Source organism: Streptomyces sp. SP18BB07, assembly GCF_036322545.1.
Classification (GTDB): domain Bacteria; phylum Actinomycetota; class Actinomycetes; order Streptomycetales; family Streptomycetaceae; genus Streptomyces; species Streptomyces deccanensis.
In genome coordinates this window covers 32,538-46,162 of sequence record NZ_JAQYWT010000201.1, presented here as the reverse complement: position 1 = coordinate 46,162, position 13,625 = coordinate 32,538, and the positions used below count along the sequence as shown (strand labels likewise).

Sequence of the window (13,625 nt, the reverse complement as noted above, 5' to 3'; positions counted from 1 at the left end):
GCCGGCGGGGCGTGGGTGTTTCCTCGGTCGGCATCAGTCCACTGAGGCGCTCGATGTTGACTGCGATGGCGGTCAGGACGTGCTGGATGTGGGCCTTTCCCTGTCCTCGGTAGCGGCAGTGGCGCATGCCGTGTCCGGGGGCGAACTCGTTGACCGTGCCCTCCACTCCGGAGCGGATCGCGTAGCGGGTCTTCCACTCGGGCGTCTGCTGCTCGGCGCGGACGCGGAGTTGCAGGTCGCGGAGTTCTCGTGGGGGAAAGCCCACGGTGCGGGTGCTTTCACGGGAGGTGGTGCACTGGGCGCGGGCCGGGCAGGGCTGGCACTGGCTCTTGGTGAACCTGGCCACGATCAGCGGGGCCGCGGTGGGTGAGGAGGTCGGGTAGGGGCCGTGCCAGCCCGCGCTGACCTGGCCCTGGGGGCAGGTGACCTGCTGGCGGTCGTAGTCGATGTGGAAGTCGTCTCGGGCGAAGCCCTCGGTCCGCCGGTTTTGACGGATGGGGTTGGCCCGGAGGGGCCCGGAGACGGTGACCTGGTGTTCACGTGCGGCTTGTTCCAGGTGGGGCAGGGAGGTGTAGCCGGCGTCGACCAGGTGCTCGGCGGGCAGCAGTCCGCGGCGGGAGAGGCGGGTGTGGATGCCGGGCAGGACCTGGCTGTCGTGGGTGGTGGCCGCGGTGGTGGCCACGTCCGTGATCACGTTCGGGCCGTCAAGGGCACAGGTCTCGGTCAGGTGAGCGGAGAACCCCTTCCAGCTGATGATGTGTCCGTGCCGTGCGTAGCGGGCCGAGGTGTCGTAGGGAGAGACGATCGCCCGGGGCGAGGGCGGCAGTCCGGGCCCGCCTTCCGTCTCGGCAGTGCGCCAGCGCAGGTGTCCTGCGGCGTCACGGTGGTGGTTCTGCACCATGATCTGGCGCAGGGCCTGGACACGCGGGCCCAACGTGCGGTCTGCTCCGTGACGGTAGAGGTGCTCCAGGAGCCGGACGGCGTCGTTTCCGGTGGCGAGGATCCTGGTCTTTTGGTGGGGTTCTTGCCCAGTCGGACCGGTCGGCCGTAGCGGCGTCCCCAGTCCTCATCGACCAGATCGTCCAGTAGGTGAGGAGAGATACCGGCGACTTCTTCCAGTGCAGCGCGGACCGCCTCGGTGACCAGCTCCATTCGGGTGAGATCCCGTACCGCGGCCAGGACATGGGTGGAGCCGGTGCGCTGCGTGGTGCGTTCGCGCACCAGGCCGGCCTCCTTGAGGCGGGCCAGCGCCAGGTCGAGCAGGTGGTCGGCACGGCCCTCTTCGATGAGACGGTCGCGGAAGTCGGCCAGCACGCTGCGATGGAAGCCTGGGTCATCCAGTTCCATGGCCAGCGCGTACCTGAAGTCGATGCGACAGCGAACCGCCTCGGCGGCCTGCCGGTCCGACAGGCCGAGCACGAACTGCAGCACGCAGACAGTCGCCAGCTGGGCGGGCGACAGACCCGGACGACCGTCCCGCGGGTACCAGTCGGCGAAGTCCTCGTCGCACCACAGCCCGTCGAGGCGGTCCCTCCCCCACATCGCCGTCGTACCGCCCGGGTTGCTCGCCCGTGCGATCCGCGCGGTCAGAGACGGGACTTGCTCACCGGAACGGGGACGGAGCGACAACGGACACCTCGACAACTGCATCGGTCTTCGAAACAGCCACGAGCATGCCCGCTGATCATGCAGGCGCACCGGCGAACTCCAAGATCCCCGACGTGTCCTATCGGCGATACGCACATGAAGTCAGGGGCGAGTGGCCGTTTGTGATCGTTGCGAGATGAGTTGAGGGCGCTTTCAGTTCAGCTCGGGGCTAGCCTGACGGGCCCTGCTCGCTCGGTGGTGAGGAGAGTAAGTGCCCACTCTGATCAACGCCGTTGATGTCCGTCCACGCGTGTACTACAGGACCATCCAGATCGGCCCCATCCTCTTCGAACAAGCCCCGGCGGAGGACGACATTGTCCAGATCCCCGGGGAAGGCTGGAGTCTTACCTCCAGCGACAACGACTTTTACCCTTTGGTGCGTTTAGAGGTGTGGGACGGGCCCGCTCCTCAGCCATCAGGCTCTTGGGAGTATGAACGGGCTTTTCATTCTCCGATGGGAGATCACCTCACGGTGGTCGACTTGGGCGGCGTCTGCTACGGCGAGATCCAGCTGCGGCCGGGGCGCTATCACCTGCGTTTACTCTGCCGAGGGCGAGATCATGTCGAGGCTTCGCTGGCACTCGATCCCTTCCCGCCTGAAGGGCCGCACGAGGATCCCCTTGAGGTGTGGGTTGTCCAGATGTGGCCTGATGCCGACTGAGGAGCCGCCCCTCAACCGATCTTGGAACGTGCGGATCGAACAGAGTTCCTGTTCGGGTGATCTTCCGGCGATACGCGCATGAAGGCAGGGCCTCCCGGTAGCTCGGGGGTGCGACCCCATTCCGAGCGGTTCCCGGAGGCCCTGTGCCGTTGCTGTACGCGGCCGATCATCCCGATCGGGTGCGCCGGTATCCGTCGGACATGACGGACGCGGAGTGGGCGGCCATCCGGCCGTTGCTGCCGGTGCCGGCCTGGCTCCAGGGCAGAGGCGGCCAGCCCGAGGGCTACTGCCACCGCCAGCTGCCGGACGCGATCCGCTACCTGGTCGCGGGCAGAATCTCCTGGCGGGCAATGCCCGCGGACTTCCCCGACTGGGGCCGCGTTTACGCCTTCTTCCGCCGCTGGCGCGAGCACGGGCTGATCGCCGAGTTCCACGACCGGCTGCGCGGGAAGCTCCGTGAACGCGAGGGCCGCGAGGCCGAGCCCACGGCCGGAATCATCGACGCGCAGTCGGTGCGAGCCGCCGCGACAGTGCCGGCCGCCTCACGCGCCTACGACGGCGGGAAGAAGGTGCCGGGCCGCAAACGGCACATCGTGACCGACACCCTCGGCCTGCTCCTGGTCGTCGCGGTCACCGCCGCGAACATCGGCGACCGGGACGCCGCAGCGGGCCTGCTGAGGCGGCTTCGCCGCCTGCACCGCGACATCACCCTCGTCTGGGCCGACGGCGGCTACACCGGCGGCCTCGTCGGCTGGTGCCGGGACAAACTCGCCCTGACCTTGGAGATCGTCAAGCGCACCGACGACATGACAGGGTTCGTGGTGCTCCCGAGGCGGTGGGTGGCAGGGCGCACGTTCGCGTGGCTGATGAACTCCCGCCGTCCGGCCCGGGACTACGAGACCCTGCCCGCCACCAGCGAGGCGATGATCCGGTGGTCGATGGTCACGCGGATGAGCCGGCGTCTGGCACGGCCACGGGCCGCCGGCCGGCACTGAATGCCCCCGACGCCTCCAGGAGAAGCCACCCGCGCTCCGCCAGGCGCCGAGCTTTCGACCGCACCCCCTCGACCTTCGCCGACGTGGCATCAAGGCCCAGCTCTACTGCGATCTCCTTGGCCCGAAGCGGCCCCTGCCCCGTGGACCGCTGCTGTTCCAGCACGCCCAGAATCCGCTGATAGCCCGGCGCCAGAACCGTCACCGGCAGTCCTTCCCTCCAGGGCGGCACCATCGAGCCCGGCAGCGGCGCGAGCGACGGCGCCGCTTCCTCCTCCGCCTCGGTCGTGGTCACGGCAGTGGACTCGGCCGCAGCAACTGCCAGGGCCTCGAGCAGTTCCTCCCGCGCGATCACCCGCCGGTCCAGCTCGATCTCCGCGGTTCCAACACCTCCACCAGCCGCGCGACTTCCTCCCGCAACCCGAGCGAAGCCATGCCTGACCAGCAGAAATCAAGGGATCACGTTCGGTTGAGATACGGCTTCTCAGGTTCTGAGTTGGATCAGGGCCCTCGTTCCGCTGGTGCGCCAGCGGTGGCCCTCGGTTGTGGTGAGGGTGGTCTCCGTCTCGGGGGTGAGGCCTGTGATGACGTCCGACTTGAGGGTGCGGAGGGCGGCCACGGGGCCGGGGAAGTAGGACGTGACCTCGGTGAAGGGGGTGGTGGGGGGCCAGAGGCGGTCGCCCACCAGGCGGCGGTAGTTGAGGTCGCCCTTCATCAGGGTCAGGTCGGCGGAGGCGAAGTCCGCGCGCAGGTCGGCGGGCATGTCCGCGTACGGCAGCGGGGCGCAGGAGAAGGGGTGGGTGCGCAGGGTCAGGCGACCCTCGGAGAGCGCGGTGTGGAGGCGGTGCCCCGCGTCGGTCTTCGCCGCGACCAGGTGGCGCACCGCGTCCAGGGTGTCGGCGGTGGTGGCGTCCGAGACGAAGTACGGGTACGGCTTCAGGTGCAGGACGGCGCGGTCGAAGTGGCCGTGGGTGAGGAGGTGGTCGACGAGGAGGAGGTCGGGAATCAGTTCGCGGCCCGCGTTGTCGGCGACCAGACAGAGCGTTCTGCCCGTCAGCAGGGAGAGCAGCGCGTCGCTGTCGTCCGCGACCAGAGCGGAGTCGTCGGCCTGTTCCTCGGTGCTCTGGAGGCGGAAGCCGAGGTCCGCCCGGTTGCCCCAGAGGGAGCCGTGGAGGAGTGCGCTCAGCTGTTCGGGCAGGGGGCGTTCCGACAGGGGGCCGAGCGCGGCGAGTTCGGCGGCGGCCTCGGGCGTGTCCAGTTCGGCCAGTTTGAACGGGCGGAACGGGTCGACCCCTTGCCAGGGGCCGGGGCCGAAGTAGCCCACAGCACGCAGGAGTTGGCGGTAGAAGCAGCTCTCGGCGGCCAGGAAGGGGAGAGAGAACCAGGAGCGGCCGGCGTAGCGGCGGGCGTTCCAGGTGTCCCACCAGTCGTCGTCGGCCGGTGGTTCGACGGTGCCGTGGAGGGTGTTCCGCAGCAACGCGTCCAGCGCGCGGCGCTGTTCGGGGCCGTACGGTGTGGCTTCCTGGACCTTGCGGACGAGGGCGGGGTGCCGTTCGGCGAGGACGCTGTGCGGGAAGGAGGCCGGGTCGTCGCCGCGGATCACGGGGGCGTTGTCAGGCATGGTCGGGGGCTCCCCCGGAAGTGGCGGGGCCGGCGGGCGCCCGGGGCGGGAGTTCCACCTGCCGTAGCTGTTCTTCGAGTTGTTTGTCGAAGCCGGCCTCGGTCCAGACGTACTTCCTGAACTGGTCCGTCGTCAGCGGGCCCGGCCACGGGCTGCCGGTGGGGTAGAACACGGACTCGCAGGACGCGCAGTAGTGGGCGGTGTTCCAGAGTTCGTCGGCGCGGGGCCTGCCCGCCGTGACGGTGGCGCGTTCGCGGGCCTCGCCGCGGATCACCCAGAGGGTGCCGACGAAGAGGAGGACGGCGAGGACGGCGCCGCCGATCGTGAAGAGGGGTTTGTCGTTCTGGACGCCGTGCTGGGCGAGGCCGGCGCAGACGGCGGTCAGGGCCATGCCTTCCAGGAAGTGCAGGACGCTGTCGAACCGCGACTCCGTGCCCGGGGCCTTCGCCAGCCGGTCGGAGAGCCCGGAGCCCGGGGATTCGGGGGCGGCACAGGCGTCGGGAACCGTCCGCACCGACGGGCCCGAAGCCCCGCAGCGGGGGCACACCGCCATGAGCGGAGCCGCACCGAATTCCCCGACGGACGCCACGTCCGGCACCCCGGCCGACGCCTCCCGCGATCCCCCGCTCGGCGCCTCGCGCGGTCCCCCGGTCGGCGCCTCGTATGGTCCCCCGGTCGGCGTCATACGTGGTTCGAACTTCTCTGTCGCCATGCGCATACGCTAACGCCCGCCACGCATGCGCCGGCGGCCGACCGATGCCCGCTCGCATCGGTCGGCCGCCGGCAGTGGGGGGTGGCGGTCCATCGGTCCGGCCCTGCGGCCGGGGTGCGGGCCTGGCGGCCCGGTCCTCAGAAGGTCAGCTTCCAGTTGTTGAGCTGGCCGGTGTCCGCGGCGGCGACGTCCTGGACCCGCAGCTTCCAGGTGCCGTTGGCGACCTCGCTGGAGGCGTTCACCGAGTAGGTGGTGACCAGGTTGTCGGCGGAGTCCGAGCTGGAGGCCTTGAGCGGGTAGGTCGAACCGTCCGGGGCCACCAGGGTCAGGACCAGGTCACCGCGGTAGGTGTGGGTGATGTCCACGCCGACCTGGAGGGCCGAGGGCGCGTTGCCCGTGCGGCCGGTGACGGAGATCGAGGACTCGATCGCCGCGCCGTTGTCCGGGATGGAGACGGACGTGGTGTTGGTGAAGGTGGTGCCCCCCGTGGTGCCACCACCGGTCACCGCCTGCACCGTCTTGGCCGCGTCGGCCAGGCCGGCGCCGCAGCCGCCCGAGCAGGCGCCCGGCAGAGCACGCGAGTTGGTCTTGATCGCGGACTCGATCTGGGCCGGGGTGAGCGCGGAGCTCGCCGACTTCAGCAGCGCGGCGAGGCCCGCGATGTGCGGGGCGGCCATGCTGGTGCCCTGGTAGTAGTCGTACGACTCGCTGCCCGGGCCGGCGGTGCCGGCGTTCAGCGTGGACAGGATGCCGCCGGTCTCGACGGTGCGGGTCTCGCCGCCGGGGGCCGCGATGTCGACGACCGTGCCGAAGTTGGAGTAGTACGAGCGGGCGCCGGCGCGGTTGGTGGCCGCCACCGAGATCACGTTGGAGCAGCTGGCGGGCGAGTAGTTGGCCGCGTTGGCGTTGCTGTTGCCCGCCGCGACGACGACCGTGGTGCCGCGGTTCACGGCGGCGTTGATCGCGGTCTGGGTCGCGGTGGTGCAGGCGCCGCTGCCGCCGAGGCTCATGTTGATGACCTTGGCGACGTTGGTGTTGGCGGGCACGCCGGAGACGGTGCCGCCGGACGCCCAGGTGATGGCGTCGATGATGTCGGAGTCGTAGCCGCCGCACTTGCCGAGGACCCGCAGCGGGGAGACCTTGGCGCCGTAGGCGATGCCGGCGACACCCTTGCTGTTGTTGGTGACGGCGGCGATGGTGCCGGCGACGTGGGTGCCGTGCCAGGAGGAGGTGGTGGCCGGTTCGCCGGCGACGCACTCGTTGGCGGCGGTCCAGTCGCCCGGGTCGGCCGGGTTGCTGTCACGGCCGTTGCCGTCGTTGGCGACGGTGGTGTCGGCGATGAAGTCGTAGCCGCCGACGATGTTCGCGGCGAGGTCCGAGTGGGCGACGTAACCGGTGTCGATGACGGCGACCGTCACGCCGGTGCCGGTGGTCTTGTCCCAGGCGCCCGGCAGGTTCATGCCGGCCGTGGACTCGTAGAGGTCCCACTGCTTGGTGTACTCGGTGTCGTTCGGGGTGGCCTGCGGCTTGTTCAGGCGGTCCGGGACGACGTAGGCGACCTGCGGGTCGGCCCGGTACTCGGAGATGACGTCGGCGACGTCCGTCTTGGAGAGGTCCTCGCCGAGGTCGACGAGGGCGGCGCCGCTGCCGAGCCGGCGCTGGAAGTCGAGGCTCTCGCCGGCCTCCTTGCCCTTGGCGGCGGCGTCGGCGTCGGCGGCCTTGTTCGAGGTGGCCTCTGCGGCGCCGGACTTGTAGCCGACGATCAGGCGCTCGGCGACGGTGCCGGGCGCGGCCTCGGTGGCACCGGCCACGGCGGGGGCGGCGTCGGCCTTCGCGGACGGGGCCTGGGCGACGGCGACCGAGGAGGTCATGCCCGCCACGAGGGCGACGGAGACCGCGGCGACGGATATGAGCTTCCGTCCAGCGGTACGAGAGGGGGAGGTACGCAAGGGCTTCGCCTTTCGTGGCCTGCTCATGTCAGGGGAGGAGCGGCGGTGAAACGCTTCTTCATCGAAGCGGCGGGGGGTCCAGAAAGGGATGGCGCTGAAAGACCGGCCGAGCGCGAGCCGTCCACCAGGGGTTACCTGTGGTTCGGCTGTGCGATGACATTAGGCAAAGCCCAGGTCATGGGGATACGGGGAAAACCCTCGACCCCCTAGGAACTCCCCTACGCCGCACGGGAGTCGGGGCCCGATGTGCCGCTTCGCCGGGTTTGCCGACCCTCTCCCCCGCACGGCACATGGCCGGATCCGACCGGTCGAACAGAGGCGCGCCGTTGAACGCGGCACCCGTGGGTCCCGTACGACACCGTGGACCGTCAGCCACTCGCACCCATGGATCGGACGTACCGGATGTACCGCTTGTCCGCAGGCACCGGCCGCCGCGCCGTCGTCACGACCGCCGCGGCCACCGTGGTGGCCCCGCTGCTCCTCACCGTGGGTGCCGGGGGTCCGGCCTGGGCGCACGGTGCGCCGACGGACCCGGTGAGCCGGGTCTCGGCGTGCTCGCCCGAGGGCGACAGTCAGGCCTCGGCGGCGTGCCGGGCCGCCGTCGCCGCGAACGGGGCGCCCTTCACCGCGTGGGACAACATGCGGATCGCCGGGGTGAACGGGCGGGACCGGGAGGTCGTCCCCGACGGGCAGTTGTGCAGCGGAGGACTCGCGGACTACAAGGGGCTCGACCTGGCCCGCGCCGACTGGCCCTCGACCCGCCTCTCCCCCGGCACCACGCTGGATCTGACGTACCGGTCGACGATCCCGCACACCGGGACCTTCAAGCTGTTCCTGACGAAGCCGGGGTACGACCCCACGAAGCCGCTGAAGTGGTCGGATCTGCCGGAGAAGCCGTTCGCCTCGATCACCGACCCGCCGCTGCGGGACGGCTCGTACCGTTTCTCGGCGAAGCTGCCGGCCGATCGGGCCGGGCGCCATGTGCTCTACACGATCTGGCAGAACACGAGCACGGTCGACACCTATTACTCGTGCTCGGACGTGGTGTTCCCGAAGGCGAAGCAGGCCGACTCCGGTACGGACGGCGGGAGTTCGCAGAGGACGCCGGCCGGGGCCGAGGAGACGGCGGACCAGGACGCGACCGCCGGGAAGGCCGACGGAGAGAAGGCGGGCGGGGAGAGGTCCGAGCCCGCCACGACGGCGCCGGCGCGGTCCGCCGAGGCCCCGCCCGCCGGGGAGAGTGACGCCGGAGGCGACGCGCGGGCGGCCGACCCCGGCAGCCCCGTCGCCTCCACGACCGACGAGAGCGGCACCTCCGTACCGCTGCTGGTGGCGGGCGGCGCCACGGCCCTGGTGCTCGCCGTGGGCGCCGCCCTTCACCTCCGCGGACGAGGGCGCCGCTCTCGCGTCGACGGCTGATCGGGCAACCGACCGGGCCGCCGAACGAGGCGCCGGCCGGTTGCCCGATCAGCGCCTCGGGTCGATCACCGACCGCCGGACCGGTGACCGACCTGCTTGCGCGGTCAGTTGGTGAAGACCGTCGCGCCGCCCTGGGTGGTGTCCGTGACGGGCGCGTACTTCGCCGTGAAGTAACCGTTGGCGAAGCAGAGCGAGGAGCCGGAGGTCTTGGTGAAGGCCTGGGCGGTGAAGTTGATGCTGTTGTCGGTGTTGTCGGAGGTTCCGGTGATGCTGGGCGCCTGGTAGACGCAGTTGATGGTGCCCAGCAGCGTGCGCAGCACCACGGTGGTCTGGAGGACCGAGCCCGAGGCCGGGCTGACCGTGACGACGCCGTCCGAGGTCACGGTGGTGGTGTAGGGCAGGTTGTTGACCGTCACGCTGTTCACGCCGGTCACACCGAGGACGTTGCTGGTGCAGCTGCCGAAGGTGTGCGCGTCCACGGTCTCGGTGGCGGTGCCGGGCGCCGCCGGGTTGTCCGTGACCGTGGCGGTGAAGGTCGACGCGGCACAGGAGACGCCGCTCGTGCCCGTCGCGCTGGAGTTGAAGGTGGCGGCGGTGCCGGAGGCCAGTGAGGCGCTGAGGACGTCGCCGACCGCGACCGCGTCACCGGCGGCGCCGCCGGTGGTGAGCACGGTGTCGGCGGCGGAGGCGGGGCTGATGGCCGACACCATCAGGGCGGCGGTGCCGGCGGCGAGGGCAAGGAGGGATCGCGTACGCATGGGGGTGCCTCTTCTCAGGAAGTGAGGGCCGACGAGGCCCTCGGAAGGTGCGGGTGACAGCCCGCGACGATGCGTGGGCTGTGGTGATCGCGCGCGAGGGGTCACCGTTCGCGCGGGGTGACGCGGCGATGCCGCACGGCGCCTTACGGCCGCTGCCGATCCGTGACACGCCTTCTCCGTACGTGACGGATCGACAGCGACAGCCGGGGTCCGGAACACGGCCCAGTGGAGGGGAAGGCGACCGTGCCCGGCACCGCGGCGAGGGGTGGTGCTGCGTGGGCCGCGCAGCGCGTTCGGAAGTGGTCACCCACACCCCGTCGGCGACGGGGAGTTCGGGACGGTGACAGACGCTGCGCGTCGGATCCGGCGCCACGGATCCGTGGGGGAAACCCGGGAGAGTTGTAGACCTGCGGAAGAGTCAACGTCAAGGCATTGCAGGCAAGTTGATGACCGGGAACCGCTTGCGGGTTGGCCGGATCCGGGGGCTTCCGGAGGCAAAACCAAAGGTGAGAGATGTTCACCTTTCACAGGGACGGCACAACCAACATCCTTTTGCCACAAGCACCTTGACCCTTGAATGTAACCACCGGTAACTTCCCGAATGGCTACTGCGGCGTAGCAAGTAAGCCCTTGCACCACGGGAGGTGCTCTCAGGCGTGCGTCGCAACCGCTGTCCGCGCCAGGACAACGTGCCGTTGCCCCAACTGCAATGACTTGGAAGTCCAGGGAGCACACATGGCCTCGTCCTCGGACGCCACGGCGTCCACCAACGAAAGACCCGAGGGTCCCGAAGCGTCCGGAAGACGCGGGCGGGTCCGTCTGAAGCGCGCCGCGGTGATGGCGGTGCCGGCCACGGCGGTCGCCGCAGGTCTGATGATCATGACCGCGCAGGGCGCGCTGGGTGTCCAGTTCGCCATCTCCGGCATGCCGTTCGTGGTCACCGCCGACAAGCTCGACGGTGAGGGCTTCGCCCAGTTCGGCGCGCTGGACCACATGATCGAGAACAGCCCCAACGAGGGCGACACCGGCGGTCAGGTGCTGGTCGTGACCTCGGTCGTGAAGAACGGCAAGCTGACGAACCTCTGCCAGAGCGTCGACCTCGGCGGCATCCAGCTGGTTCTCACCGCCGGCAACAAGGGCACGCCGGTGAGCGTGAAGAACCTGGCGATCGACTCCGACGACATCTCGGGCGACGCCTCGTTCAACAACATCGAGATCGGCCGTGACTCCAGCACGTTCGACAAGGTGGACCAGAAGGGCCAGCCCGGCGTCTACGGCCAGCAGGCCGACTCGGTCGTCATCACCGATCTGTACCAGCACAACTACGCCGCCACCGCGGCCGTCTTCAAGCTCCCCGACCTGCACATGCGGTTCGAGAGCGAGGGCTGCGACTAGTGAGCGACTTCCGGGAGTGGAGAGGTCACCGGCCGTTCGCCGGTGGTCTGCTGCTGGCGTTGGGCGGCGCCGAGATCCTCTTGACCATGAAGGCGCCGCTCCCGGTCATCCTGAAGATCGGAATGCAGGGGCTGGCGGGTTATCTCCTGCCCTCGCTGATGATCGTGTGCGGATTGCTGATCATCTTCAATCCGGCGCAGCGCCTGTTCTACTCCATTCTCGGGATCATGCTCTCGCTGGGCACGTGGCTCACGTCCAACATCGGCGGGTTCGTCGTGGGGCTGCTGATGGGGGCGGTGGGCAGCACGCTGGCCTTCGGCTGGCTGCCTGATCAGGAACCTCGTCAGAAGCGGGCGGAGAAGCGGGCCGAGAAGGCGGCGCGGGCGCGGACTCCGGAGACGTCGGAGAAGCACGCCGCAGAGCTCGGGTAGTCGCGGACGTTCGGCGAGTACCGGCCCGTCGTGGTTGTTCGCGCAGTTCCCCGCGCCCCTGGGGGGGTGCGGGGTTCGGCGTTCACGGCGAGGCCGACGCCGTCGCGGCCGAACTCAGCACCGAGTGCAGGCGGTCCGTGTTCGTCCAGTACGTGTCGTGGGTGAGCGGGACGCGCCAGTAGAGGCCGGGGCCCGCGGTGCGGCGCAGCGGCGGGACGGCCACATGGCTGCCCCGGCCCAGGACCTGGACGTCGGGCAGGCGCCAGGTGGACGCGTCGCCCGGGGGGACCAGCCAGTACATGATGCCGCCGTAGCCGTCCTTGATGACGGCGCCGCTCTCGCCCCCGAGGGACTCGAGGGCGAGGCTGCCGAGGGCCATCGGCACCCGTACGGCGTTCCACCAGCGCCCGGCGGGCACGGTGCGTACTTCGGGGCTGTAGGAACACATCCAGCGGGGGGCCCTGCTGACCGTCATGGCACTCACCGGCTCTTCGTGGGGGGGTGAGGCCGATCCTAGGAGCGGCCCCGGCAGCCGACTTGCGAGTACGCGCAGGGAAGTTGCCGTCGTACGCAGCGCGCGGCGCGCGATCTCGCCCGGCGCCGCCGCCGAGCCGTAGCGTGACCGGGCTTGCACGTTGCGCTGCCGGACCGTCCGCGACCCAGGAGGACCCCCATGGGCCACCCGAGCCCCTTAGTGATCGACCCGACCGGCCGTGACATCCACGGTGAGGCCGCCCGAATCCGCGAGACGGGTCCGGCGACCCGGGTCGTGCTGCCGGGGCCGCCGGCCGTGGAGGCGTGGGCCGTCAGCAGCCCCGAGCTGCTCAAGCGGCTGCTCACCGATGCGCGGGTCTCGAAGGACGCCCGGCAGCACTGGCCGAGGTTCGCCGCCGGTGAGATCACCCCGGAGTGGCCGCTGTTCACGTGGGTGGCCGTGCAGAACATGTTCACCGCGTACGGCGGGGACCACAAACGGCTGCGGACCCTGGTGGCCAAGGCGTTCACCGCGCGCCGCACCAATGCCCTCCAGCCGCGTATCGAGGAGATCACCAAGGGGCTGCTCGACCGGATCGACGAGGGATTCCGGCGCGGGGGGTCCGTCGATCTGCGGGAGGAGTTCTGCTATCCGCTGCCGATCCAGGTGATCACCGACCTCTTCGGGCTGCCCGCGGAACGGGGCGTGGAGCTGCGGGAGTTGGTGGACAAGATCTTCGACACGTCCGCCGATCCCGGGGAGATGTCCGCCGCGTTCGGGCGGTTGCAGGGGGTGCTGGCGGAACTCGTCGCCGCCAAGCGGGTGACGCCCGGCGACGACCTGGCCTCCGGGCTGATCGCCGCCCGCGACGAGGACGACGCCCGGCTGAGCGAGCAGGAGTTGATCGACACGCTGGTGCTGATGATCAGCGCGGGGCACGAGACGACCGTCAACCTGCTCGACCAGGCCGTCCACGCCCTGCTGACCCACCCCGAGCAGCTCGCGCATGTCCGGGAGGGGCGGGCGACCTGGGACGACGTGATCGAGGAGACGCTGCGGGTGCAGGCGCCGGTGGCGAGCCTGCCGCTGCGCTACGCCGTGGAGGACCTCGTCCTCGCCGAGTTCGGCGGCCCCGAGGGGGTGGTGATCGCGCGGGGTGAGCCGATCCTCGCCGCGTACGCGGCCGCCGGGCGCAGCCCCGAGCGGCACGGGAAGGACGCCGACGTCTTCGACGTCACCCGGGCCGACAAGGAACACCTCGCCTTCGGCCACGGAGTCCACCACTGCCTGGGCGCCCCCCTCGGCCGACTGGAGGCCCGCATCGCCCTCCCGGCCCTCTTCACCCGCTTCCCGAACCTGCAACTGGCCACCGCTGAGCACCACTTGGGCCACGTGGAGTCCTTCATCTCCAACGGCCACCGCCACCTCCCGGTCCGCACCGCCTGACGAAGCCGACCCCCGCCCCGCCGGCCGGATGCACACCACCCGGCGGGGCTGTCACGCCCACCCGACCGAGCCGGCACCACCCACCCGACCCCGGCACCGGCCCGTCGGTCTCCGCACCA

The 13,625-nt window shown here is 70.4% G+C and carries 14 protein-coding genes; 6 read left to right on the top strand and 8 right to left on the bottom strand.

Annotation, left to right across the window (positions count from 1 at the left end):
• Window positions 1-694, bottom strand: a 694-nt coding sequence (locus PUR53_RS02480) for a transposase (RefSeq protein ID WP_329907219.1), incomplete at its 3' end; no start/stop codon positions are given.
• A gap of 29 nt (window positions 695-723) precedes the next feature.
• Entirely contained in the window at window positions 724-1,629 is a 906-nt protein-coding gene (locus PUR53_RS02475) for a transposase (protein WP_329907218.1), read from the bottom strand.
• A gap of 229 nt (window positions 1,630-1,858) precedes the next feature.
• Here PUR53_RS02475 and PUR53_RS02470 point away from each other — a divergent pair, with 229 nt between their 5' ends.
• Both PUR53_RS02470 and PUR53_RS02465 read left to right on the top strand, forming a co-directional pair.
• A complete protein-coding gene (locus PUR53_RS02470; protein ID WP_329907217.1) occupies window positions 1,859-2,308 on the top strand; it encodes a hypothetical protein in 450 nt (149 codons plus the stop codon).
• Window positions 2,309-2,508: 200 nt separating this feature from the next.
• Window positions 2,509-3,303 carry an IS5 family transposase gene (locus PUR53_RS02465; RefSeq protein WP_329907216.1) on the top strand — a complete coding sequence of 265 codons (795 nt, stop codon included), beginning with the start codon at window positions 2,509-2,511 and terminating at the stop codon, window positions 3,301-3,303.
• Here PUR53_RS02465 and PUR53_RS02460 read toward each other — a convergent pair.
• The 4 genes from PUR53_RS02460 to PUR53_RS02445 all read right to left on the bottom strand — a co-directional run bounded on the left by PUR53_RS02460 (window position 3,251) and on the right by PUR53_RS02445 (window position 7,582).
• Window positions 3,251-3,655, bottom strand: a complete 405-nt coding sequence (locus PUR53_RS02460; RefSeq protein ID WP_329907215.1) for a hypothetical protein — start codon at window positions 3,653-3,655, stop codon at window positions 3,251-3,253. The two genes, PUR53_RS02465 and PUR53_RS02460, sit on opposite strands and share 53 nt — an antisense overlap.
• Window positions 3,656-3,784: 129 nt before the next feature.
• On the bottom strand, window positions 3,785-4,921 hold the full coding sequence (locus PUR53_RS02455; protein WP_329907214.1) for a damage-control phosphatase ARMT1 family protein: 1,137 nt from the start codon (window positions 4,919-4,921) through the stop codon (window positions 3,785-3,787).
• On the bottom strand, window positions 4,914-5,633 hold the full coding sequence (locus PUR53_RS02450; RefSeq protein ID WP_329907213.1) for a hypothetical protein: 720 nt from the start codon (window positions 5,631-5,633) through the stop codon (window positions 4,914-4,916). The genes PUR53_RS02455 and PUR53_RS02450 overlap by 8 nt, the downstream gene beginning before the upstream one ends.
• Before the next feature lie 137 nt (window positions 5,634-5,770).
• Entirely contained in the window at window positions 5,771-7,582 is a 1,812-nt protein-coding gene (locus PUR53_RS02445; RefSeq protein ID WP_329907212.1) for a S8 family peptidase, read from the bottom strand.
• 384 nt (window positions 7,583-7,966) lie between these two features.
• Here PUR53_RS02445 and PUR53_RS02440 point away from each other — a divergent pair, with 384 nt between their 5' ends.
• Complete coding sequence (locus PUR53_RS02440) at window positions 7,967-9,001, top strand: lytic polysaccharide monooxygenase auxiliary activity family 9 protein (RefSeq protein ID WP_329894873.1); 1,035 nt, start codon at window positions 7,967-7,969, stop codon at window positions 8,999-9,001.
• A 104-nt stretch (window positions 9,002-9,105) separates the two neighbouring features.
• Here PUR53_RS02440 and PUR53_RS02435 read toward each other — a convergent pair whose 3' ends face one another.
• Window positions 9,106-9,759, bottom strand: coding sequence for a Tat pathway signal sequence domain protein (locus tag PUR53_RS02435; RefSeq protein ID WP_329894874.1), 654 nt, complete (start codon window positions 9,757-9,759; stop codon window positions 9,106-9,108).
• Between the two features lie 735 nt (window positions 9,760-10,494).
• Here PUR53_RS02435 and PUR53_RS02430 point away from each other — a divergent pair.
• Together PUR53_RS02430 and PUR53_RS02425 are read left to right on the top strand one after the other, a co-directional pair.
• On the top strand, window positions 10,495-11,154 hold the full coding sequence (locus PUR53_RS02430; RefSeq protein ID WP_329894875.1) for a DUF6230 family protein: 660 nt from the start codon (window positions 10,495-10,497) through the stop codon (window positions 11,152-11,154).
• The gene (locus PUR53_RS02425) at window positions 11,154-11,585 is read left to right on the top strand and encodes a DUF6114 domain-containing protein (RefSeq protein ID WP_329907211.1); all 432 of its coding nucleotides are present in this window, start codon (window positions 11,154-11,156) and stop codon (window positions 11,583-11,585) included. The genes PUR53_RS02430 and PUR53_RS02425 overlap by 1 nt, the downstream gene beginning before the upstream one ends.
• A gap of 82 nt (window positions 11,586-11,667) precedes the next feature.
• On the opposite strand, the gene PUR53_RS02420 is transcribed toward PUR53_RS02425, so the two are convergent.
• Window positions 11,668-12,060 carry a hypothetical protein gene (locus tag PUR53_RS02420; protein WP_329907210.1) on the bottom strand — a complete coding sequence of 131 codons (393 nt, stop codon included), beginning with the start codon at window positions 12,058-12,060 and terminating at the stop codon, window positions 11,668-11,670.
• A 198-nt stretch (window positions 12,061-12,258) separates the two neighbouring features.
• Here PUR53_RS02420 and PUR53_RS02415 point away from each other — a divergent pair, with 198 nt between their 5' ends.
• Window positions 12,259-13,506 carry a cytochrome P450 family protein gene (locus tag PUR53_RS02415; RefSeq protein WP_329894878.1) on the top strand — a complete coding sequence of 416 codons (1,248 nt, stop codon included), beginning with the start codon at window positions 12,259-12,261 and terminating at the stop codon, window positions 13,504-13,506.
• Window positions 13,507-13,625: the final 119 nt, after the last annotated feature.